Raw genomic sequence first — 22,004 nt, 5'->3', positions numbered from 1 at the left:
ACTGGTGGAGGTACCGGTGGTGGCACCGGCGGCGGCACTGGTGGAGGTACCGGCGGTGGTACCGGTGGCGGCACTGGCGGTGGTACTGGCGGCGGCACCGGCTCGACCACTCCCCTGGTCACCGGCCAGGTAGTAGGCGCTGTGGGCGGTGTCGTCGGTAATGTCGGCACCACTGTAGGTAACCTGGGCACAACCCTGACCACGGTTCCCATTGTCGGCACCACTGCCGGCGGGCTGGTCACCGCGACAGGCACCGCCGTCAACAGTATCGGCGGCGGCTTGAGCAACGGCCTGGGCACGCTGGGTACCAATAGCAACTCCGTGGGCACAACCGTTGCCGGTGTGGCCGATGGCGTTGCCGACCTGGGCACCGGCGTTTCCAACACCGGCAAATCCCTGGGCACCACACTCGGCGGCATTCCCGTAGTCGGCGGCTTGACCGGTGGCGTGGGCGGTGCGGCAGGTGGCGTGGTTGATCAGGTCGGCCAGGCCGTCACGATGCTCGGCGATACCTTGAGCACTGCCAGCACCACCGGGCCATTGGGCAGCGTGACCAATACGGTGGGTAAAAGCGTATTGGTACCGGTGGTCTCCCTGGTGGAAAACACCACCGGCAACCTGGGCAATAAAACAGGCCTGGGCAACCCGGTCGGCGGCGTACTGGATAAAGTCGGCTCCACTGTCACCGGCCTTGGCGGCCAGGTGGCCAGCGCCGGCGGCGCAGGCAACCCTGTCGGGACGCTCGTCGGTGGCGTGTTGACTGGCGTTGGCACCACCCTTGATAAGTCGAGCGGTTACGTCAACCCGGCCACCACGACCCCTCAATCGGGCCTGCCTGAACTCGTCGGCGGTCTTGTCGCCAACGTCGGCAACGGCCTGAATGCCGGCAACACCAACGGCACTGTCAGTGCAGCCGGTGTGACCGGCGGCCAAGTGGGTAACACCGTCGCGTCGCTCGGCACCCTGATCGGTGGCAATGGCGTGGCCAACACTGCAGCCACGGCTCCCGTTGCAGGCCTGGCGACCAATGTCGGCACCGCACTCAACCCAGTGACCTCGGGTGTTGCCAACCTGACGCAAAACATCGGCACCAGCACCGGGATCGGCGCACCGGTGAATGGTCTGGTTACCCAGGTCGGCGGCGCAGTCAGCAGCCTGGGCACCAACCTGACGGCGGCGAATGCCAATCCGGTGAATAACGCTGTGGGCGGTACCCTGAATGCCGTCGGCAATACCGTCGGCTCGGTGGGTGGCCTGGTAACCGGCGGCACCAGCAGTAACGGTGGCGGTCTGCTCGGTGGCTTGAACGTGGGTGCCGGTGCCTCCGCTACGGGCACTGCCAATGCAAATGCAAACACAGGCGGCGGCCTGGGAGGTCTGCTCGGTGGGCTGACCGGCAAAAAATAGAATTGCACCTGGCCATTAGACGGCCTCCCCTACAGCGCCTACGCTTGGTTGAGACGAGAGATTCCAACGAGTCTCTCGTCTTTTTTATTGGCCAATGAATGGCTTTGCGAACCGTGTCCCAGAACCCGGCGGGCCTAGCGAAAACGCTGCAGCAGTTTTGACCATGGAGTGTCCTATGCGCGCCTTGACGCCTTTGTTTCTGCTCACCCTCATTGCTGCCAGCGTCCATGCCGAGACCCTGCCCAGCTACCTCAACAGCAACGACACCATTCGCAACCTGCCGGTACCCAACCTCCCCGCCGATGCCTATCGCCCGGTCACCCCACAGACCCAACTGCCCGAGCCGGCGGCAACCCAGGGCCAGCCATTGTTGATGGACACCAAAGTGACCATCCGCAAGCTGCAAATCGACGGTGGGACGATCTACCCGCTCCAGGATGTGGCCAAGGTTTTCGAACCGCTGATCGGCCATGAAACCACCCTTGCACAACTGATCGAAGCCACCCGCGGCATCACCCGCCGCTACCAGCAGGACGGCTACCTGTTGTCCTACGCGTACCTGCCCGACCAGCGCTTCGAAAACGGTCTGGTGCGCGTGGTGCTGGTGGAGGGCTACATCAAGGATTACAACGTGCAGGGCGACATTGGCTCGGTCTCGGCCTACGTCGACAAACTGGCGGCCAAGCTGCTGGCCGAGCGCCCGCTGACCCGCAAGACCTTCGAACGCTACACCACCTTGATGGGCCGCATTCCAGGTGTAACGCTGCAGGCGCAAGTACCGCCGCCGGGCACCACCGATGGCGGCACGCGCATGCAGATCCAGGCCTCGCGCAAACCCTTCACCAGTAGCATGAGCATGACGGACGACAGCCGTGGCGGCCTGCAAGCCCTGATCACCGGCACCAGCAATTCCCAGACATCCATGGGCGAACAACTGAGCGTCAGCGGCCTGTTCCCGCCCGGCGAGGACAAGGAGCATTACTACCGCCTGGGCTACAGCCAGTTCGTGAATGCCGAGGGCACTCAACTGGTGGTCAACGCCGAGCGCTACCGCGCCGACCCGCGCAGCAATGTGCAGCTGGACGGCGGTTTTGAACTCAAGCCACACCAGGAGGTTGACCGCTACTCCGTCGGCCTCAGCCATCCGCTGATTGCCTCCCCTACCGAGTCATTGACCCTGGGCACGCGACTCTATGCCGTGGACCAGACCACCCGTTATCAACTGGTGGGTTTCCCGCAACGTTTCGACCTGGAAACCAACCTGCGCGCCCTGGCGTTCGAAGGTGACTGGCGCAAATCCGACACGCGCCAACTGCGCATTCTCAGCGCCGGCCTGTACCAGGGCATCGACGGCCTGGGCGCCAGCACCCGGAGTGACTTCGAGGGCATAAAACCCGACATCGACTTCTTCCGCCTGCGCGTCTCGGGCGTACAGAGCGACAAGTTCTTCGACAACTGGCAAGGCGTGGCATCGGGTGCCTTCTACTGGAGCAACGACACCCTGCCCGACAGCGAACGCGCGACGTTCGGCGGGCAGAATTTCGGGCGTGGCTACCCGGATGACCAGGGCTCGGGCGACAAGGGCTGGGGCGTGGCGTATGAGGTCAACTACAGCTTCAACCGCAGCGGTGAGTGGGTAAAAATCCTGCAGCCGTACGTGGTGCTCGACAAGGCCAAGACCTGGTTCAACGAACTGCCGGCCAAGGGCAACAACATGTCGTCAGCGGCGGTGGGCCTGCGCTTCGGGGATAACAAGTACTACAACATCGCGCTGGAAGCGGCCAAGCCAATGTCGGATATCGCCCTGGACAGCTTCAATCGGCGGCCGCGGTATACGCTGAGTTTCAGCTACCAACTCTGATCCCTGTGGGAGCGAGCTTGCTCGCGAAGAACGTCCAGACAACGCGGGGAACCAGACTGCCCGCGTTATCGTTGACGTTTTTCGCGAGCAAGCCCGCTCCCACACAAGCTCGCTCCTACATCAATCTGATCTTGGGGATGGGGAAGAGGTTGTTGAGGGTATCGATCAAGCGCACCAGGTAGATCGGCTTGCGGAACAGGTCCAGCACCTGCAGGCGCAGCATGTCACTGACATCATCCATCTCGGCGTGGCCGGACATGACGATCACCGGCAAGTGCTGGCGAGCGGTGTGTTCGCGCAGACGCTTGATCAAGGAAATACCGCTTTCCTCGGGCATGCGCAGGTCGGTAATCACCAGTGCGATATCGGGGTGCAGGGTCAGCTCCTGCAAGGCAAAGGTGACCGAGGTCGCGGTAAAACAGACAAAGCCTTCATTCTCCAGCGACTCGGCCAGTTCAATAAGGGCGTCCTCTTCGTCATCCACCAAAAGGATTTGTTGCCGGGGAGCCGAAGAGGAGTTCATGTGGAAATGCCTGATACGCAATAGATCATTCAGCGGAACCTGCACGTTTAGGCGAGTACCGGGGTCAGGTATGAATGCCGGCCTGTATCGAGTTGAAGACGCCGGTTATGGCCGTCCGGATAGGTGTAATAAAAGCAGCCAGCGCCACAGCGACCATCGCCGCAACCAGTGCGTATTCGATACCCGATGCGCCCTCTTTGGAATAGAAAAAAATCTGGACTTTGATGAAACCCATGCGAATAAGATCAAGGAACATAATGACTTCTCCTTTGCGCCCACGGCGCTGGTATCGCGGCATCACAAAAATGATTTCGGTGTGCCACTAGAGCATTGTCAACAAACCCCAGACCAACAACTGTAAGAACTGATTAATCACAAAGTATTAGTCGGCCGGCTGACGCCAAAAATCCCACTTTCGCAGAGGTTTCTGGAGATATTTTTCGCCCGGTAATGGCGTTTTGTCTTAGCTGAACTACCTTCAAATAGCGAAATAGTTAGAAGCTTGAAGCGATCCGGATACGCAAGCATTAGTGGGAACAGCAGTGGATGCAGCAGGAAAGGGAGAGCCTTCATGAACAGTCGGATTAGCTTGATCCTCGCCGGGCTGCTGTTGGTAGGTGCACTGATTGCAGGCTACTGGGGCCTGGTACTCAGCCGCCCTGCCCCTGTCGCACCGCCCGTGCCCCAAACACCTGAAGTCGTGCAACCCGTCGCCGAAGACCAGACCCGCCAACCGGTGGTGGTGCTGGCCCATGACGTTGCACCTTTTGTTGCGCTCACCGCCGCCGACCTGACCCTGGAAAAACTGCGCACGGTTCCCGCCGGCAGCCTCACCAGCCTCGACCAGGCCGTGGGCAAGATCCCGTGGCGGCCGCTGTCGGCCGGGACCTGGCTGACCGAGGAGAGCTTCAACTCCGGCGGCACCCTGGCGCGAATGATCCGCCCTAACGAACGCGCGCTTGCCGTCGCCGTGGATGAAGTGATCGGCGCCAGCGGGCAACTCTCCCCGGGGGACTATGTGGACGTCCTGCTCTTCCTGCGCCAGGAAGCCAGCAACCCGCAGCAGTCCGCACAAATCGTGGTGCCCGCCTTGCGCCTGCTGGGCGTCGGCGATCAACTGGGGCTGACCAACGACGGCACGCCCGGCTCCGTACCACCGACCACCCCAGACGAAAAACTCAAGGCGCAGCAGAGTCGCGCCAGCGCGCGCACGGTACTCCTCGCGGTACCGGAGGAGCTCCTGAGCCGGCTGATGCTCGCAGCCCAGTCCGGCGTATTGCGCCTGGCTGTGCGCAGTGCCGACGAACAACTGCTGAGCCAATACTGGGCCGGTGAAACGGAGTCCGCGACCCACCTGGAAAACACCCGGCGCGAGCTCTACCAGTTCAACCAGCTGGCCTTCAGCACAGCGCCCGTCAACGGCCTGAGTCCCGCCGGCAATGGTGCGCCAAGGCGTTCAGGCGTCGAAGTAATACGTGGCAATCAGGTTACCCAACAAACGCCCTGAAAGAGCTAAGGATGCCTTGAATGAGCAGTCGTTTCGTGTGGTCTTTTTCGCGAATTTTCTGGGCACTTCTCACCCTGAGCCTGCCTGTCGGCGTTGCACTGGCAGCACCCGGCAACTGCACGGGCCTGGGCCAGCTGCCGCCGGTGCTGGAGGTGGGTGAAGGCGCTCAACAGGCTATCCAGTCGCCGGTGCCGATTACGCGGCTGGCCATTGGCGATCCGAAAGTGGCCGATGTGCAGGTCAACGGCAACCAGGCGTTCCTGCTCACCGGCATCGCCTCGGGCACCACCAGCCTGATGGTCTGGACGGCCTGCTCCAGCAGCCCGCGCCAAAGCATGGTGTTCGTCAAGGGCAAGGCCACGTCAGCCCTGACCAGCCTGGCCCTGGCGCCGTCCGATGACCCGACGCTGCCCAGCCAGGTGCAAACCGACATCCGCTTTGTAGAAGTGAGCCGCACCAAACTCAAGGAGGCCAGTACCTCGATCTTTGGCCGGGGCGGCAACTTTCTGTTCGGCGCCCCGAACAATGTTGCCAACCCCGCGGCCACAGGATTCCGTGGGCTCCCGGTGAACAACGACACCTTCAACATCGGCTTTGGCGGCGGCCGTGTCTCGGCCATGATCAACGCCCTGGAAAGCAGCGGCTTTGCCTACACCCTGGCCCGGCCGAGCCTGGTGGCGCTCAGTGGCCAAAGTGCGACCTTCCTCGCCGGTGGTGAAGTACCGATCCCGGTGCCCAGCAGCGGCAGCAACACCATCTCCATCGAATACAAAGAGTTCGGTATTCGCCTGACCCTGACCCCGACCGTCATCGACCATGGGCGAATTTCCCTGAAGGTCGCGCCAGAGGTCAGTGAGCTGGACTACACCAACGCGGTCAACATCCAGGGTATCTCCGTGCCGGCGCTGACCATCCGGCGCACCGACACCAGCATCTCCCTGGCCGACGGCGAAAGCTTCGTGATCAGCGGCCTGATCAGCACCAACAACACCTCCAGCGTCAGCAAATTCCCGGGCCTGGGTGACATCCCGATCCTCGGTGCATTCTTTCGCGACTCCAGCATCAATCGCCAGGAAAAAGAGCTGCTGATGATCGTCACCCCGCACCTCGTGCAGCCCTTGGCGGCCAACGCCCAACTGCCTTCGTTGCCAGGGGAAAAGCTGCGCAATTACGACCCGAACTGGTACCGCCTGTACTTCCTCGAAAACGGCAATTTCGACCGCCGCAGTGGACTGTCCGAATGAGTGAGAGCCTGAGCCAGACCTTTTTGGCAATTACCCGCAACACCACGGATCTGGAATGGCTTCAGGGCGCGCTCGCGCCCCTGGGGCAAGTGGTCAGCGCCGGTGCCGGCAGCCTCGACGAACTGTTGGCACTGGTAGACGTGACGTTCGCCAACCTGGTGTTCATCGGCCTGGACCGGGAACACGTCACCACCCAGTGCGCCCTGATCGAAGGTGCCCTGGAAGCCAAGCCGATGCTTGCCATCGTCGCCTTGGGCGATGGCATGGACAACCAGCTTGTACTGAACGCGATGCGCGCCGGCGCACGGGATTTCGTGGCCTACGGCTCGCGCTCCAGTGAGGTTGCCGGCCTGGTTCGGCGCCTGAGCAAACGCTTGCCGGCGGTCACCCCGAATACCCATCTAGGCGGGCTGACCGTGCTCTACGGCACCCAAGGCAATGCCGACGGCGCGCTGATCGCCAGCCACCTGGCGCTGGTGGTGCAAAAAAGCGGGCAGCAAACGCTGTTGCTCGACCTGGGCCTGCCACTCGCTGACAGCCTCGCACTGCTGGGGCTGGAGAGTTCTTTTCATTTCGGCGACGCCCTGCGTCACTTGCGGCGCCTGGACTCAACCCTGATCAACAGCGCCTTCACCACCGCCGAAGCCGGTCTGCGCATCCTCGCCTACCACAACAACGACGAGCCCCTGGAACGGACCAGCGCGGCCGAGCTGTACATGTTGCTCAGCGCCCTGCGCCAGCACTTCCAGCACATCGTGGTGAACCTGACCGGCCAACCCGACAGCGAAGCCTTGCGCACCTTTGTCAGCCATTGCGACAAACTGCTGTGGTGCACCGACCAAAGCGTGCCGGACTGCCGCCGCAACCTGGCCGTACTCAATCTGTGGCGAGAAAAAGGCATGAAGCTCGACCATGCCCGCCTGCTGGTAGACCGCTACCTAAAGGGGGCCGCCCCGGACTCGGAGGCACTGGGCAAGATCTTCGGGCTGGAAGTAATCGCCGTCCTGCCCTGGAGCCCGGAAGTGCGCCTGAGTGCCAAGAACCAGGCCCAGACCCTGTTCGCCCTGGCCCCACGGGAAGCCCTGACACAGACGTTGCGCGGCTTGGGTGAGCGCCTGGCAAAACGCTCCGAGGGCCTGGAAAAACCCTCCACCAATTGGCTCAACCGCCTTCTGAGGACCAAATGAACGGCGAGAAGCTGTTTGGCGTCGCCCCGCGCGGCAACGTCGGCAACACCGATCACGACGGCCTGAAGCTGGTGCTGCATCGCTACATCATCGATGCCATCGAGGATTCGGGAAAAAACCTGCTGGAAGGCACACGCCAGTCCCTGGCGCAGTTTGTGATCGACAAGGTGGCCGAATACATCACACGTATGCACCTGGCGATTTCCCGCTATGAGATGGAGCGCCTGGCCGAAGAGATCGTCGATGAGCTGACCGGTTTCGGCCCGCTGGAAGTGCTGCTGCGCGACCCGACCGTCACCGAGATCCTGGTCAACGGCCCGCACCGGGTATTCGTCGAACGCGATGGCCTGCTGCAACAAAGTGACTTACGCTTCATTGACGACCACCATGTCGAGCGGGTCATGCAGCGCATCCTCGCCCCCCTGGGACGCCGGCTGGATGAGTCGTCGCCGATGGTCGATGCGCGCCTGCCCGATGGCAGCCGGGTCAATGCGATCATTCCGCCGATTGCCCTGGACGGGCCGTGCCTGTCGATTCGAAAGTTTCGCAAGGACATGCTTAAAAGCAGCGACCTGGTGGCCATGCAAACCATCGACCAGGCCATTTTCGACTTTTTCAAGGAAGCCGTCGGCAAGCGCTGCAACATCCTGATCAGCGGCGGTACCGGCACCGGTAAAACCACACTGCTGAACATTCTCAGCCAGTTGATCAACCCCCGCGAGCGCCTGGTCACCATCGAAGACGTGGCCGAGTTGCAACTGGGCCATCCCCACGTTGTGCGCCTGGAAACCCGCCCGCCCAATGCCGAGGGGCATGGGGAAGTGAAGGCCAGTGACTTGATCCGCAACGCCCTGCGGATGCGCCCCGACCGGATCATCCTCGGCGAGATCCGGGGCGTGGAAGTCATCGATGTGTTGACCGCCATGAACACCGGCCACGACGGCTCGATGAGTACCGTGCACGCCAACAACGCCCAGGACGCCTTGCTGCGCCTGGAAACCCTGGTGGGCCTGACCGGCCGGGTCGTCGCGGAAAAAACCCTGCGGCAAATGATCTGCGCGGCGCTGGATGTGGTGATCCAGCTGACGCGCCTGCCCGATGGCCGCCGCTGTGTCAGCGAAGTGGTGGAAGTGGTGGGCATCCGCGAAGACGTGTACGTCACCAACACCCTGTTTCGCCACGACAAGCGCACCGGCTTTGGCTTCCTGCGCGAAGCGGTCAACCCGGCCGGTGACAAGTTGCGTCACGAAGGTCACCTGCCGGTGTAGGAGGCAACCCGATGATCGGTCCGATTCTGCTCGCCCTGCTCGCCGTAGCCCTTCTGGTGCTGGGGATAGGCCTGATGCGCAACGGTTTGCGCAAGGCCCAGACCGACCGGGTGTTGGAACGCCTGGCCGAAGGGCAACCCCAGGCCATGAAAGACAACGCGGTGACCACCAGCCTGGAACGCACGTTTATCCGTGCAGGCCTCGGCCGGCCAACCGAGCGCCTCGGCCTGTGGCTGACCCTGTGGGCCTTTGGCGCCCTGCTGGGGGGGCTCGTGGGCCAGTGGATAGGCTTGTTTGTGATGGTGGCGGCACCGCCCTTGGCACTGCGCCTGTACATCGCCGTACGCTACCAGCGGCGGCTGCGCCGGATGATCGAACAACTCCCGCAATTGCTCGATCACGCCGTACGCAGCCTGAAATCCGGACGCACCCTGGCGGACGCCATCCTGAGCGGAATCGATGCCAGTGACGACCCGTTGAAAAAGTCCATGGGCCGTATCAAGCGCAATGTGCAATTGGGTGTCAGCCTGCCGGAGGCCGCTCATGACTATGCCGAGTTTTATGAACAGGATGAATTGCGCCTGTTTGCCCTGGGCCTCAAGGTCAACCACCGCTACGGCGGCAACGCCAGTGAGCTGCTGGAAAACCTGATCAAGATGATCCGCGAGCGCGACCAGGGCGCACGGCAATTACGCGCCATGACCGGTGAAACCCGGGTGACCGCGCTGGTGCTGGCGGTACTGCCGGTGAGTGTCGCGGGCTACTTCCTGCTCGTTAATCCGACGTACCTGATGGCCATGTGGGATGACCACAGCGGCCAACGCCTGATGCTCGGTGCGTTCGCCTTGCAAGTCATCGGATGCGTGGCGCTGTGGCGCATGTTGCGGAGTATCTGAGATGGCGATACTGATCAGTGCCGTATTGTTTCTTGCCGCGTTATCACTGCTGCTGGCGAATATCCTGAGCAGTCGTCGTCAACAACGCGTGGTCGCCCAGCGGCTGCAGGGCGAGCCAAGCCGCAATGACAAAATGAGTGAGTGGTTGCACCAGTTGGGCAGCACCCGGATCGGCCAGCGCACCATCAGCCTCGATAACGAAACCCAAATCCTGCTCAACCGCATGGGCTGGAGAAAAACCAGCCAACGCTCGATGTTCGCCGCTTGCCAGATCGGTTCACCGATAGTTTTGCTGGGGCTGACCGCGATGACACTGGAGCTGTTCTTTCCCGGCACTGAGCATGAGTGGGTGATCTCCCTGCTGGGCGTGATCATCGGATACCTGCTGCCCAAGCGAGTACTGGTTGCACTTGCCAAAAGACGCCAGGGGAAAATCTCCCGGGAAGTAGCGACCTTCATCCCCCTGGTGCGCATTCTGTTTGAGTCAGGCATGGCCGTGGAGCAGGCGCTGCGGGTCATGGCCTACGACGCGCAAAAGTTGCTGCCGGTACTGACCGCCGAACTGCGCCTGGTGCTGGCACGCGTCGATTCCGGGCTGGAGTTGGGGGAGGAATTGAACAAGGCCAGCCAGATGCTGGACGTCGATGAACTCAGCGACACGTGCCTGATCCTCCAGCAGCTTCTGCATCAGGGCGGCGGGGCAATGAAGTCGCTGCAATCGCTCAAGCAGTTGCTGGATGACCGGCGCCTGACCCGCCTGCAGGAATACATTTCCAAGATGTCCGCCAAAATGTCCGTGGTGATGATGCTGTTCCTGTTTCCCGCATTACTGATCGTATTGGCCGGCCCTGGCTTTATCGCCATCGCCAAAGCCTTCGTGCCTTGAGAGGACATGCAATGAAGACATTGATGGTCGCCTGCAGCCTGTTGTTGTTAAGTGGTTGCGCCAGTAACGGGCAACTGCCGTGGGCGGGTTTCAGCGCGCAGGGCAGTTGTGCCAAGCCCAACTCCAATCAGGAGTTATCGCTGAACCTGGCCGACGACATGGCCAACGAGGGCAAGCTGCACGCCAGCCTGGCCAACCTGCAAAACCTGCCGGACAACCTGCCCCAGGTGCGCCAGCGCCAGGCCAAGGTGTACCGCCTGCTGGGCCGCAGCGAAGCCGAACCGTTGTACCGCAGCCTGCTCGGCACCTGCATGGCTGCCGAAGGCGAGCACGGGCTCGGCCAGCTGGCAGCGGCCAGGGGAGACAACGGCCAGGCCATGGCGCACTTGCAACGCGCGGCCAGGATGTCGCCCACCGACGAGAAAATCCGCAACGACCTGGGCGTGGTGTACCTCAATCAACGGCGCGTGGAAGATGCACGCTTCGAATTCCTGACGGCCATGGAGCTCAAGCAGAGCGATCAACTGGCGGCGATCAATCTGGTGACGCTGATGATCTACCAGGACAACTGGGAACAAGCCGCACAAGTGGCCAGCCGCATGGGCCTGAGCCCGGAACAAGTGACGCAAGCCCAGGCCCGGGCGCAGCAACTCAAGGCGCCCGTCTCACCGACGACAGCGCCAAAAGATCAGGTCGCAACCGTAGGCGACGTGCTGCAAGCGCCGGTCAAATAGGTCTCTGAAGGGAGTACACACGATGAAATTCACACTGCTCGCCACGCTGCTGTTCGCCAGCCTGCCGCTGACGGTGCTGGCTATTGAGCCGGGGCCTTCTTCGCCACAGCAAAAACAGACCGAAGGCTGGCTGCAACTGCAGGTCAGTGGCGAACGCGCATCTCCCATCCGGCAGAAGGCCACGCCCGCTGAACGCGACCAGGCCATGCAACGCCTGCTGGACAGTTACAAACACCCTATTCCTGAGTACTACGACCAGAAACTGGGCGGCAACACCCCAGGCAGCAACAACTAATGCGCAGTGACGCGCTGGCGCGCCGCAGAATTGTTCGGCGATAACGCCAGCGCCAACTGGGTTCGGTTGTGCATATGGGTCAGGCGCAGCACTTGGGACACGTAGAGTTTCACGGTGTTTTCAGTGATGCCCAGCTCACAGGCAATCTGGTAGTTGGTCTGGCCCTTGCCTACCAGCCTTGCGACATCCAGTTGGCGGGGCGACAACTGATTGAAGATCGCCGGTATTTCAACCCGGTCAGTGTCGCTGACTTCACCCTCGGCTTCAGTCGACAGGCCGGATTGCGGACTGCTGCGCACCTTGTCGAGGTCATGATAAAGGTCATCGATGGACGCCGAGAGAAACTGCAGCTTCTGGTTCAGGTGCCCCAGGTCGAGATCTTTCTGCCGGTCCTGCAGCGCGACCACCTGGCGTTGCAACCCTTCGAGCAGCTCGCCCAAATTGATCGGCTTCTGGTAGTAATCGGCAATCCCGGCGCGCAAGGCCTTGATCACGTCCTGCTTGTCTGCACGCCCGGTCAGCATGATGGCCTCAAAGACCCGTTGCTTGCCGGCCAGGTGTTGCAGGGCCTGGACCAGTTCGATGCCATCCATCTCGGGCATATGCAGATCGCACAGCACCAGGCCGATCTCGGCATCGTCGCGAAAACGCTCGATGGCTTCCTGGCTGGATGCGCAAGGGACGCAACGGTAACCGTTGCTTTCAAGAAATTCGCAAAGCTCTTCCACGATCAAAGGCTGATCGTCCACCACGAGCACTTTCACTTGAGAGGTAAGCTTGTTCACGCGCTACTCCATGCCTGGCAAGCAAAAGGACCGATGTATCCATTCCGACCATTTTTCCCATACAACTTACCCATAAACGTAGACGTACTTTCCTACTATGTACATAGCGTTACCCTACGTGGCGACTAATGGGATCCAAAACCAGGACAGGCAAAAACCGATCAGTAAAAACGGCACGAACGGCTGCCTGGCCGAATGTGCCGGATCAAGGTACTGAAAGGTGTTCCTAAGCCCTTGATTCATCAGCGGCCACACCCTGGGCGCCAGCAACAGCCAAGCTGCGCTCGCGAGGCCGGCGCCGATAAAAGTGCCCAGTACGTAGAGGTAGTCGGTTGCCAGCCCCAATGCCGCGATCAGCTTCACGTCACCGGCGCCCAGGCGGCCCAGCGCGTACCCCGGCAGGGTGAACAACAACGCCAGGACAAAGGCCACACCGCCCTCGACAGCCGGTGCACCGAGCCAGGTCGTACCGCTCCAGAACAGGTAACCCAACGCCAGCAAGGCTGCGCCGAGGGTCAAACGGTTGGAGACCTGACGTAGACGGATATCTTGCACAGCGCACAGCGCGAGCCAAACGACCAGGACGAGGCTTTGAATCACGTAAAAAAAATCCCTTTTTGCTGAATGATTCTATGCTGATATCAGGTAATTGTAGTCAGGGTAGACGAGTCATGAAAAAAGGCCTCGCTAAAAAGCAAAAAGGTGCCGCCGCGCTGGAGTTCGCGATGGTCTTCATGATTTTTTTTGCCATCTTTTATGGCCTGGTCAGCTACAGCTTGCCGTTATTGCTGATGCAGTCCTTTACCCAGGCCGCCGCCGAAGGCGTAAGACGTAGCGTCGCGCTGGACCCCGCCACGCCTGGCTACGTCACGGCACTGCCGCTGCAGGCCGTCAGTGCGGCGCAGGCACAACTGGCGTGGATCCCCTCCCAGTTCAAATTCCTTCCCGGGTACGTGACGGCCGTCTACAACTCGTCAGGCGTGTTGACGGTGTACATCAACTACCCGACGTCCAGCCTCCAAAGTGTGCTGCCGTTCCTGGTACTGCCAGGCATCGGTACCGTCCCCGCCCTGCCTCCCATGCTGTCTGCCCAGTCGAGCATGCAGTTTTGACCTCAGGCGATAAACTCTTCGGCCGCCTGCTCGGACGTGGCAACCAGCTGCCTGCTGACGCACCGGCAGCGATCCCGGCAACCGCCGCGTTGTTGTTCTACCTGGACGCCCAGGGCCGCGTAATGGATGTCCATGGCCCGCTTCGCCATCGACTCGAACACCCCGCTGCGCAACAGCAACAGGCACCCTCGCTGCTCGACTACCTCACTGCGGCGAGCCGCCTGGTGATCGAGGGCACGCCCAGCGACTGGCAGGGGCAAAGCCTGGACCTGGAGCTCAAGGGGCTCGCCGGGCAAACCCTGCATACCCGTGGCTGGGTTCAACCCGAAGGCAAGGGCTGGCTCCTGCAATTGCTGGACATTGGCGACCTGATTGCCCATCGCCAACTCACCCAGGTGCGCGAACACAATCAACGGGTGAGCGACCAGATCAGCGAGCAACTGCGGGTCTGCAGCCTGGTGCGCCTGCCCGAAGTACTGCAAGACACTCTGCAGGCTATTTCCCAGCACTGGCACATCCCCTGCGTCGCCATCGCCTTGCTGGATGAGCAGGGCCAGGCGTGGTGCATCGAGGGCTGTTACACCGCCCACGATGCGCCGGTACTCTGGAGCAACGGCCAAGCCCTGGGCTCCAGCCTCGACAGCCTGGGCGGCACGGCGCCAGTGAGCCTGGAGGTAAACCGTGGCCACAGCGAACACCCACGCCTGCAAGGCCTGTTTGGCAATACCGATGGTTTTCTGGTGCCCTACCGCGACGGACTGGGCGTGGGCGCATGGCTGCTGTGCGGGGTGTATCACCGTCAGGAACACACCAGCGACCGTGACTGGTTGCAACTGACCGCCGCCCTCGCGGCACCGCTGCTCGGCCGCCTGCGCGAACTGCGCCATCAACAGCAACTGGAACGCCTCGACGCGCTGCAAGGATTGCTCGGCACCGGCTGGTGGGAGCTGTCCCCACACACTGAAGACCTCGAACTCGCCCCACCGCTGCTGCACACCCTGAGCCAAGGCGAGGCCATCACACAGCTGTCGCTACCCATGTGGCTCAAGCTGATTCACCCTGCCGACCGGGAAGAACTCGCCAGCCGCCTGCAAGACCTGAAGACCCTGGGCAAACCGCTGTCCACCAGTGTGCGCCTGCAACGTGCCGACGCGGCGCTTAACCCCATCTGGTATCGCGTGCAGGGGCAAGCGTTGGGCTCGGGTGAGCATCGCCGCCTGGTGGGCTTCATGCTCGACATCAGCGACATAAAAAACCAGGAGCAACAGGCCGCCGCCGCCCACGCACGCCTGGATAACCTGATCGCCAGTTCCCCGGCTGTGATCTATGTGCAGCGCTATGTCGAGGGCACGCTGCAACCGGTGTTCTTCAGCGACAGCTTGCTGCCGCTGCTTGGCCGCACCCTGGCCGACTTCACCCCGGCGACGCTGAACCAGTGGATCCACCCCGAAGACCGCGACCTCTACTTCGACCGTACCCGCCAACTGCTGCGCGAAGGCAGCGTGCGCAGTCGCTACCGAGTGCTCGACACACAGGGCAATTACCACTGGCTGCTGGATGAAGCCCGGCTGCTGCGCGACGACCTCGGGTTGCCCGTGGAAGCCGTGGGCCTGTGGCTGGATGTGACCGAGACGACCCTGGCGGCGCAACGGGTCAAGGAAAGCGAGGAGCGCTATCGAATCCTCGTGGAAGACTCCCCGGCCATGATCTGCCGCTACCTTCCGGACCTGACCCTGACCTTCGGCAACACGCCCCTGGCCAACTACATGGAATGCCTGCCTGGACAGCTGCCGGGCATGAACCTCAGCCAATGGTTGTCGGACGAACAACACGAGGCGTTTGTACTGCGCATCCGCCAGCTCACCCCGGAATTCCCGGTGAGCACCGCCGAAATCAGCCTGCAACTGCCGGGGCGCACACATGCCTGGTGGGTGTGGTCGGACCGGGGCGTGTTCGACGAACAGGGCCAATTGCAGGAAGTGCAGGCCGTGGGCCGCGACAACACCGAAGTGCGCCGCTCCCAGCAGCAACTGACCCAAAGCGCCAAAATGGCCACCCTCGGCGAAATGGCCACCGGCCTGGCCCATGAGATCAACCAGCCGTTGAATGTGATGCGCATGGCCATCGTCAACGTGCTCAAGCGCTTGAGCAACGGTGATGCACAAATCGACTACCTGACGGAAAAACTCCAGCGTATCGACTCCCAGGTCCAGCGCGCAGCCCGCGTGGTAGACCACATGCGGGTGTTCGGCCGCCGTTCGGAAGTCGAACAGCAGCCCTTCAACCCGGCGCAGGCGGTGGAAGGCACCCTTTCGCTGCTCAGTGAAGGCATGCGCGGCAAAGGCGTGGACCTGCGCGTGGCACAGCTAGACGTGACGGTGCAGGTCAAAGGCTATGTCGACCAGCTGGAGCAGGTGCTGATCAACCTGATGGTCAACGCCCGCGATGCCCTGCTGAGCAAACGCGAACACGACCGCGACCTGCAACCGTGGATCTCGGTGCAGATCGAGCAGGACAGCCGCCACGTACGCATCTGGGTCGAGGACAACGGCGGCGGGATTGACCCGCGGCTGCTGGAGCGGATTTTCGAGCCGTTCTTCACCACCAAGCCGATTGGCGTGGGCACCGGCCTGGGGTTGTCGGTGAGCTATGGCATTGTCGAAAACATGGGCGGCCGATTGAGCGTCGCCAACAGTGAACATGGGGCGAAGTTCTGTGTGGAGTTGCCGGTGGTTGAAGCCTAATTCACCAGGGCCGCTTGCCCATGCGGCCGGCAACTGAGGTTGGCGCCCACTTCCACCGCGTTCAGGTTAACCCCAAGGTTCGACAACAGGCTGTTCACCACCGGGTCCAGAATAGGGCTGAGCACTCCGCCAATCACGGTGCCCAAGGTGCTGTTGAGCCCGTTGAGCACTGTGCCCGCCGTCGTTAATAACCCTCCCAGCAGATTGAACCCCGTTGGCTTGTAGACCTGGAACTGGATACCGCTCAACGCGTTACTGATCGCGCTGAGAAGGCTGGCTGTCGATGAAGCGTAGTACTGCGGCGGCAGGTTGATTTCCGGCGGTTGGGGGTACGTGTGGGAAGGCAAGGCACTCGTCGCAGCGCCCACCGAGCTATTGATGCTGAGGCCAATACCACCACCGTAAAACGGCTTGCGGGTCGCAGGGTCGCACGTCGTCGGGCCGAGCCCCAGCAAGGGCCTGAAACAGGTAATGGCCCCGATATCCACCACTGGTAAAGGCGGAATCGGATTGAGCACGGTGTTGCTGTTAAACGCGTTGATCAACTGCGGGCTCTGACCAATTTGTACGGTAACAATCGAGGCATTGGTTTGGGTAGTCAGGGTCTTCGTCGCGTCGCTGACACAGGTAAACCCGGTGACATAGCTTTCCGCCGTACCCAGTTGAAGTACCACGTCTATTCTGGCAGCCGGTGGATTTGAGGAAGACGACAACACCTGCAAACTCGTCATCTGGCAATAGCCACCCAACAGGCACAACACCGAATTGATTGTTCCGCCCAGGTTCAAGCTCAACAGGTTGTTCAATACGTCGGAAAGCGGTCCGACCAGGCCATTCAACGCGAGGTCCACCGCCGGAGAGCTCAGCACTGGCAACCCCAGGGTCAGGCCCAGGCTTAGCTGGGCGGTTTTCACATAAATACGCGTCGCTGGAGTCTTGTCCTTGGCATAGGTAGGGTCACCGATCGCCGACAATTGTGGCGGCTGGATCACTTTCAACTGGACCCCGCCGTTAAGCAGGCCCGGGATATTCATGGGGATGGTAGCTACCGCGCCGTTCTTGGTGTTGGCCAGTTGTACAAAGGCTTCGGCCAGTTGAAATACGTTCAAACTGGTGTTCAGCCCCGCCGACACCGCCCCCGTTTGCAGCTGAAGCAGGCTGCCCAGGGTGACATCAAGGTTGCCGATTATCGCGTTGATACTGGTAAGACCGCTGACCGCCACGCTGGTCGTATTGCCTCCGGCACTGAGCACCGTAATGGCTGCGTCGACCAGTTGACTGATCTTGACCGTCTTGGTCAGCAGTTGATCGTAGGCTCCGGCCGTGACGCCCACGTTCAACGCCAACTGGTTGAGGTAGCTGAGCAAGTTGATGTTGGTGTCTACCAGGCCCTGCCAGCCTGCCACGCTCAGGTTCAGTGAGCCGCCCAAGAGTTGGCCGAACAACAGGTTCAGTGCTGCTGATTTGCTCGAGTCCACGGTGACCAGGGTCGATTTGATCGTCAGTTGCGCCTGAGGCGGCAGGATCTTCGGCGCCGCCACCGCGACGGCAGACAACTGGGTGTTGAAGTTGTAGCCGCTACCACTGAACAACGCCCAGACCCCCCCGGCAACGCTGGTCATGATCGGGCGCGAGGCAGTCACCTGGATGGCATCGGTCTTGGTCGCGTCTGCGGAGAACACCCGCTGGTTGGTGGCGCCGGTGGTCAGCACGCCGCATTTCACTATCAGGGCGTTTGCTGGCGGGATGACATAACCGTTGCGCACTGCGCTGGCACGGGCATAGGTGGGCGCGGTATTGGTGGCGGGCAGGCAATCCCCCTTACGCTGCACTGCCTCCAGTGCCGCCATATCGGCAATCCCCTGCAACTGGCGTTTTTCCAGGTACAAACGGCTGCTATCAACCACCAGCAACATGAATACCAGCACCATGCCCAGGGTCAAGACCGCCACCAAGCCAACCGCACCGCGCTGCCTTGCAGGCCCGGCGTGGTGACCGGAACGAAGTCGAAGAGACATCGAGCACTCCTTTGCCGGCACACTGCCGAGCGCTTACTCTCCTGTGTTGCTTGGGAGTGTAGTCAAGAGCGGCGGGGGCTGCAGGCCAGTCGCCATAGAACGGCGACTGGCGGAGGGCTGATCAGGCGATCAATGCGGCGGGTAGTTGGAAAGCACCTTGGTCACCGTGGCACGAATAGCGGCACTGCGGTCTTGGGGTTCAGGCGAGCTGGCGAGGATCTGCTCATCGCTGCCACGCCACACCAGCTTGCCATCCTTGCCGTCGAGCAAGTCAATCTGGATGGTCGCGACCTTGTAGGTGATGTTGCGGGTTTCGTTATACATCGGCGCCCCCCAGTAACCATTCCACGGGCCGCCCCAGGCGCCGCCGTAATTGGTGGTGACTTGTTGCTGGCGGTCTTCGACGATCAGGTAGGTCTGTACATTCAGGTCAGCCTTGGTGCCCGGCGCGGCAGGACGCAGGCCACGCTGGTCGAGTTGCTCGCCCACGGCCTGGCGGATGCGCTGTTCGGTGAGGTCACTCTTGATCCGTGGGTCATCCGGGCGGTATTGCAGCGCGGGTTCTTTCCAGCTCCAGCTGCGGTAGGCGCCAAAGTCCCGGCTGGCGTCGAAATCATGGTTGACCTGGCTGGTCTGGCAACCGCCCAGCAACACAACAACAGCAAGTGCAGCAATACGACGAAGCATGGTTTTTCTCCAAAAGACAATCCGGGCCTGAGATGAGAATAGCTGCTAACTGGGCGGGTAGGCAGTCATTGCCTTTTGCATCGCCTCACGCAGCGAGTCGGCGCGCTCGCTGAGGCTGCCCTGGCTCGTGGTTTCGGCGCTGGTGCTCCATACCGGCTGGCGGGTGCGCGCGTCGAACAGGCTGATGCGCGCCACGGCCACCGTCACTTCATAAGTGCGTACCACCGGCACCGTGTTGTACATGCCGTAGCCGTTGCCGTAGCGGTTATAGCCGCCGTAACCGTAGCCATAGTCGTCCTGGACCTGGCGCAGGCGTTTTTCCAGGCGCACGTCGGCGCTTACCAGCAGGTCGGGGGCGCGGTTGTCATGCAAGGGGCGCAGGCCGCGCTGGTCGAGGGCGCCGCTGACCGCCTCGGCAATCTGCGCCGAATCCGCCCAGGCCGAGCCTGCCGGCAGCTGGTTGTTGAGCCAGGCCCAACTGCGGTACGCGCCGTAGTCGCGCACCGGCGCCGGGTAGGCGCTGGCATCAAAGGTGTTGGCCGCCTGGGCAGGCGCCGGCGGCATCGGGGCAGATGCCGCCACATACGGGTTGGGGCTTTGGCAACCCGCCAGGCCCAGGCCCAGCAGGATCAGTCCAAGACAGCGCTTCATTTCGACCTCCGCAGACTGGGCCGCTTAAACCGGACGGCAGATCCAGTGCAAATAACGCCCAAGTCCGGCAAAGCTTGGGTGACGACGGTGTGCGAGCTCCATCTCCAACAAATCCTGCAACTCGGCGCGGGCCTGGAATTCCACCGGCATGTAGTCGTGGAACACCCGCACGCCACTTTGGGTTTCGACCTGCCACAGGCCCTCTAGTTGCGTCGCCAACTCCCGTGGGTCCAGGGGTTGTTGCGGCGTAAGGCTCTGCTTTTCGCCGGCCATGTCGTTCTTGCGCATTTTGCGGAAGTGGCCTTTGAGCAGGTTGCGGTAAATCAAGGCGTCGCGGTTATAGAAAGCCAGCGACAGCCAGCCACCGGGCGCGGTCAACTGGTGCAGCACCGGCAGGATCGCATGGGGTTCGGCCAGCCACTCCAGCACGGCGTGGCACAGCACCAGGTCATAGGGTTCGGTGAGCTGGCCCAGCAGGTCTTGCCAGGGGGCTTGAATGAACGTGGCTGTCTGCCCGGCTTCGGCGAAACGCTGGCGGGCGCCTTCGAGCATCGGCTCGGCGGGTTCGGCCAGGGTTACATCGTGGCCGCGCTCGGCCAGCCACAGCGACATATGGCCCAGCCCCGCGCCGATATCCAGTACCCGCAGCGGGCGGTCCGGCAGCGCTTCAATCAGATCGGCTTGCAGCACCGCCAGGCGAATCGCGCCCTTGGCACCGCCATAGATCTTCTCGGCGAAACGGGTGGCCAACTGGTCGAAATGACGGTCGCTCATTTGGCAAACCGCCGTTCGCTGTCGGCCAGCTTGGCCTGTACCACCTGATCCATGTCCAACCCCAACTCACTGCACAACAGCAGCAGGTACAGCACGATGTCACCGACTTCCTGGCCGGCATGGGCGAGTTTGTCGGCGGGCAACTGGCGCGACTGGTCTTCGCTCAACCACTGGAATATCTCCACCAGCTCGGCCATTTCAACGCTGGCGGCCATGGCCAGGTTCTTGGGGCTGTGGAACTGCTTCCAGTCGTTGGTATCGCGGATGCGGTGCAGGCGTTCGGTGAGGTGATCGAGGTTCATGGGGGGCTCCTGAAGGTGTATAGCTTCGGGCGCAAGCCGCGCGAAGGCAAGTGAATCCCTGCGGCCCGTAAACCTCTATGCTAGAAGGGAACTAGCTTGGGCCAATAACGAACAAAGGCTCAGGTTCGGCAGCTACGCCCACCGTCTTATCAGGACACACACATGCAAACAGACTTTTTCGGATGGCTGGGTCTCAAGATCGGCCAGATCATCCACTTTATCGTCGAGTTGTTCAGCGGGCTGTTCAATACCCTGTCCCACGCGGGCGGCGACTTTGTCGACGGGCTGTCCAGATCCTTGGGGATGGACACCTCGATCATCAGCATCCTCATGCTGATTATCGGCTTGATGCTGTTGTACTCGGCGGTGCGCGCGTTTATGCGGGCTTCGATCATCATGGGGATTATCTGGTTGATGCTCGGGCTGTGGGTGCTCAGTTGGGTGGTGCATTAATAAAGGGCCAGCAGGGTAAATCCCTTTAATTTGAGGGACGTTTCCGAGACAATCTTTCGGCCTTGTGCCTGTTGGGATGGGTGGCTAGTCTTCGGCCCTTCACTGCATATCAGTGATCGGGTTTAGTCGCCCGGAATTAGTGAGCGCAAGTTGTCGCCATGCTTCATGGCGGCTGTGCGCAGGGCACCTTCGGGTGCGCCGGGTTCCACTAGCCGGTCGACTAACCTGCGTACAGCCGCCACCCTCGTTTAGTCGCGCGGGTGTCAGCTCCTTACCTTCTAGTGGAGTTACACCATGCATAAGCTCGTCCCCGATCCACCCAGCGACCTCCTCAACGACCGCGCCGCCTTCAATCGCGCCCTCGAACATTACCTGCCATCCCAAGGCTTCCACACCATCAACGAAGACCTGAGCTTCGAAGATTCCCTGCTCTACACCGCCAGCCTGCTCAGCAGCGCCTCGGCGACTGCGCTTGATTGCGGCGAGCTGCTGGAAAGCCCGCAGCGCGCGAAGATCCTGGCGGTTTGGCACTTGCTGGAAATTGCCAAGACCACCGTCGACCGCTCCATCGAATGCCTGCACCCGCGCAAAACCTGACACTACGCGTTCAAAAATGTGGGAGCGGGCTTGCTCGCGAAAGCGGTGGATCAGCCAATACATCCGGCGACTG

General features: G+C 61.6%; 23 protein-coding genes. 14 read left to right on the top strand and 9 right to left on the bottom strand.

The genetic code is table 11. The features are described from left to right. Positions 1 to 1,407, top strand: a 1,407-nt coding sequence (locus HX817_RS02685; protein WP_256348635.1) for a collagen-like triple helix repeat-containing protein, incomplete at its 5' end; no start/stop codon positions are given. A 175-nt stretch (positions 1,408 to 1,582) separates the two neighbouring features. After that, positions 1,583 to 3,268, top strand: a complete 1,686-nt coding sequence (locus tag HX817_RS02680; RefSeq protein WP_177039736.1) for a ShlB/FhaC/HecB family hemolysin secretion/activation protein — start codon at positions 1,583 to 1,585, stop codon at positions 3,266 to 3,268. Positions 3,269 to 3,383: 115 nt separating this feature from the next. On the opposite strand, the gene HX817_RS02675 is transcribed toward HX817_RS02680, so the two are convergent. Together HX817_RS02675 and HX817_RS02670 are read right to left on the bottom strand one after the other, a co-directional pair. Continuing rightward, complete coding sequence (locus HX817_RS02675; RefSeq protein ID WP_003212897.1) at positions 3,384 to 3,791, bottom strand: response regulator; 408 nt, start codon at positions 3,789 to 3,791, stop codon at positions 3,384 to 3,386. A 64-nt stretch (positions 3,792 to 3,855) separates the two neighbouring features. Then, the gene (locus HX817_RS02670) at positions 3,856 to 4,047 is read right to left on the bottom strand and encodes a Flp family type IVb pilin (RefSeq protein ID WP_008438993.1); all 192 of its coding nucleotides are present in this window, start codon (positions 4,045 to 4,047) and stop codon (positions 3,856 to 3,858) included. A gap of 315 nt (positions 4,048 to 4,362) precedes the next feature. Between HX817_RS02670 and cpaB the strand changes: the two genes are divergently transcribed. The 8 genes from cpaB to HX817_RS02630 are packed head-to-tail and all read left to right on the top strand — an operon-like array spanning position 4,363 to position 11,808. Beyond that, the gene (cpaB, locus tag HX817_RS02665; RefSeq protein WP_102605223.1) at positions 4,363 to 5,298 is read left to right on the top strand and encodes a Flp pilus assembly protein CpaB; all 936 of its coding nucleotides are present in this window, start codon (positions 4,363 to 4,365) and stop codon (positions 5,296 to 5,298) included. Between the two features lie 20 nt (positions 5,299 to 5,318). Next, positions 5,319 to 6,542: a type II and III secretion system protein family protein gene (locus HX817_RS02660; protein WP_177039735.1), complete on the top strand. Its 1,224-nt coding sequence runs from the start codon at positions 5,319 to 5,321 to the stop codon at positions 6,540 to 6,542. Beyond that, the gene (locus HX817_RS02655) at positions 6,539 to 7,729 is read left to right on the top strand and encodes a pilus assembly protein (RefSeq protein WP_177039734.1); all 1,191 of its coding nucleotides are present in this window, start codon (positions 6,539 to 6,541) and stop codon (positions 7,727 to 7,729) included. Before HX817_RS02660 ends, HX817_RS02655 begins: the two co-directional genes overlap by 4 nt. Then, positions 7,726 to 8,997 carry a CpaF family protein gene (locus HX817_RS02650; protein ID WP_008438997.1) on the top strand — a complete coding sequence of 424 codons (1,272 nt, stop codon included), beginning with the start codon at positions 7,726 to 7,728 and terminating at the stop codon, positions 8,995 to 8,997. The genes HX817_RS02655 and HX817_RS02650 overlap by 4 nt, the downstream gene beginning before the upstream one ends. 11 nt (positions 8,998 to 9,008) lie before the next feature. Further along, positions 9,009 to 9,893 carry a type II secretion system F family protein gene (locus tag HX817_RS02645; RefSeq protein WP_003212908.1) on the top strand — a complete coding sequence of 295 codons (885 nt, stop codon included), beginning with the start codon at positions 9,009 to 9,011 and terminating at the stop codon, positions 9,891 to 9,893. A 1-nt stretch (position 9,894) separates the two neighbouring features. Then, positions 9,895 to 10,779, top strand: coding sequence for a type II secretion system F family protein (locus tag HX817_RS02640; RefSeq protein ID WP_177039733.1), 885 nt, complete (start codon positions 9,895 to 9,897; stop codon positions 10,777 to 10,779). Positions 10,780 to 10,790: 11 nt separating this feature from the next. Next, positions 10,791 to 11,513, top strand: a complete 723-nt coding sequence (locus HX817_RS02635; RefSeq protein ID WP_032899853.1) for a tetratricopeptide repeat protein — start codon at positions 10,791 to 10,793, stop codon at positions 11,511 to 11,513. Between the two features lie 22 nt (positions 11,514 to 11,535). After that, entirely contained in the window at positions 11,536 to 11,808 is a 273-nt protein-coding gene (locus tag HX817_RS02630) for a DUF3613 domain-containing protein (protein WP_008439006.1), read from the top strand. Here HX817_RS02630 and HX817_RS02625 read toward each other — a convergent pair. Further along, a complete protein-coding gene (locus tag HX817_RS02625) occupies positions 11,805 to 12,593 on the bottom strand; it encodes a response regulator transcription factor (RefSeq protein WP_003212915.1) in 789 nt (262 codons plus the stop codon). The genes HX817_RS02630 and HX817_RS02625 overlap by 4 nt on opposite strands. A 114-nt stretch (positions 12,594 to 12,707) precedes the next feature. Continuing rightward, positions 12,708 to 13,193 (bottom strand): prepilin peptidase, encoded by a 486-nt coding sequence (locus HX817_RS02620; RefSeq protein WP_177039732.1) that lies wholly within the window; start codon positions 13,191 to 13,193, stop codon positions 12,708 to 12,710. Between the two features lie 71 nt (positions 13,194 to 13,264). On the opposite strand from HX817_RS02620, the gene HX817_RS02615 reads away from it, so the two are divergent. Next, positions 13,265 to 13,705 carry a TadE/TadG family type IV pilus assembly protein gene (locus tag HX817_RS02615; RefSeq protein ID WP_003212919.1) on the top strand — a complete coding sequence of 147 codons (441 nt, stop codon included), beginning with the start codon at positions 13,265 to 13,267 and terminating at the stop codon, positions 13,703 to 13,705. Continuing rightward, complete coding sequence (locus HX817_RS02610; RefSeq protein WP_087693102.1) at positions 13,702 to 16,449, top strand: PAS domain-containing sensor histidine kinase; 2,748 nt, start codon at positions 13,702 to 13,704, stop codon at positions 16,447 to 16,449. The genes HX817_RS02615 and HX817_RS02610 overlap by 4 nt, the downstream gene beginning before the upstream one ends. On the opposite strand, the gene HX817_RS02605 is transcribed toward HX817_RS02610, so the two are convergent. From HX817_RS02605 to HX817_RS02585, 5 genes are all read right to left on the bottom strand, one after another. Continuing rightward, the gene (locus HX817_RS02605; RefSeq protein WP_256348634.1) at positions 16,446 to 18,467 is read right to left on the bottom strand and encodes a pilus assembly protein TadG-related protein; all 2,022 of its coding nucleotides are present in this window, start codon (positions 18,465 to 18,467) and stop codon (positions 16,446 to 16,448) included. The genes HX817_RS02610 and HX817_RS02605 overlap by 4 nt on opposite strands. 129 nt (positions 18,468 to 18,596) lie before the next feature. Continuing rightward, positions 18,597 to 19,154 carry a DUF4136 domain-containing protein gene (locus HX817_RS02600; protein ID WP_003212927.1) on the bottom strand — a complete coding sequence of 186 codons (558 nt, stop codon included), beginning with the start codon at positions 19,152 to 19,154 and terminating at the stop codon, positions 18,597 to 18,599. Positions 19,155 to 19,199: 45 nt separating this feature from the next. Further along, positions 19,200 to 19,805, bottom strand: a complete 606-nt coding sequence (locus HX817_RS02595) for a DUF4136 domain-containing protein (RefSeq protein WP_008439011.1) — start codon at positions 19,803 to 19,805, stop codon at positions 19,200 to 19,202. Between the two features lie 24 nt (positions 19,806 to 19,829). Beyond that, complete coding sequence (locus HX817_RS02590) at positions 19,830 to 20,579, bottom strand: methyltransferase domain-containing protein (RefSeq protein WP_076017967.1); 750 nt, start codon at positions 20,577 to 20,579, stop codon at positions 19,830 to 19,832. After that, entirely contained in the window at positions 20,576 to 20,881 is a 306-nt protein-coding gene (locus HX817_RS02585) for a MazG-like family protein (protein ID WP_017478435.1), read from the bottom strand. The genes HX817_RS02590 and HX817_RS02585 overlap by 4 nt, the downstream gene beginning before the upstream one ends. 162 nt (positions 20,882 to 21,043) lie before the next feature. Between HX817_RS02585 and HX817_RS02580 the strand changes: the two genes are divergently transcribed. Both HX817_RS02580 and HX817_RS02575 read left to right on the top strand, forming a co-directional pair. Further along, on the top strand, positions 21,044 to 21,334 hold the full coding sequence (locus tag HX817_RS02580; RefSeq protein WP_003212934.1) for a hypothetical protein: 291 nt from the start codon (positions 21,044 to 21,046) through the stop codon (positions 21,332 to 21,334). A gap of 294 nt (positions 21,335 to 21,628) precedes the next feature. After that, positions 21,629 to 21,931 carry a DUF6124 family protein gene (locus HX817_RS02575; protein ID WP_023659366.1) on the top strand — a complete coding sequence of 101 codons (303 nt, stop codon included), beginning with the start codon at positions 21,629 to 21,631 and terminating at the stop codon, positions 21,929 to 21,931. The last annotated feature ends 73 nt before the right edge of the window (positions 21,932 to 22,004 follow it).

It is taken from the genome of Pseudomonas sp. C6002 (assembly GCF_013385805.1).
Classification (GTDB): Bacteria; Pseudomonadota; Gammaproteobacteria; order Pseudomonadales; family Pseudomonadaceae; genus Aquipseudomonas.
The sequence above is the reverse complement of the archived record's forward strand: the minus strand, read 5'-3'. Positions and strand labels throughout refer to the sequence as shown.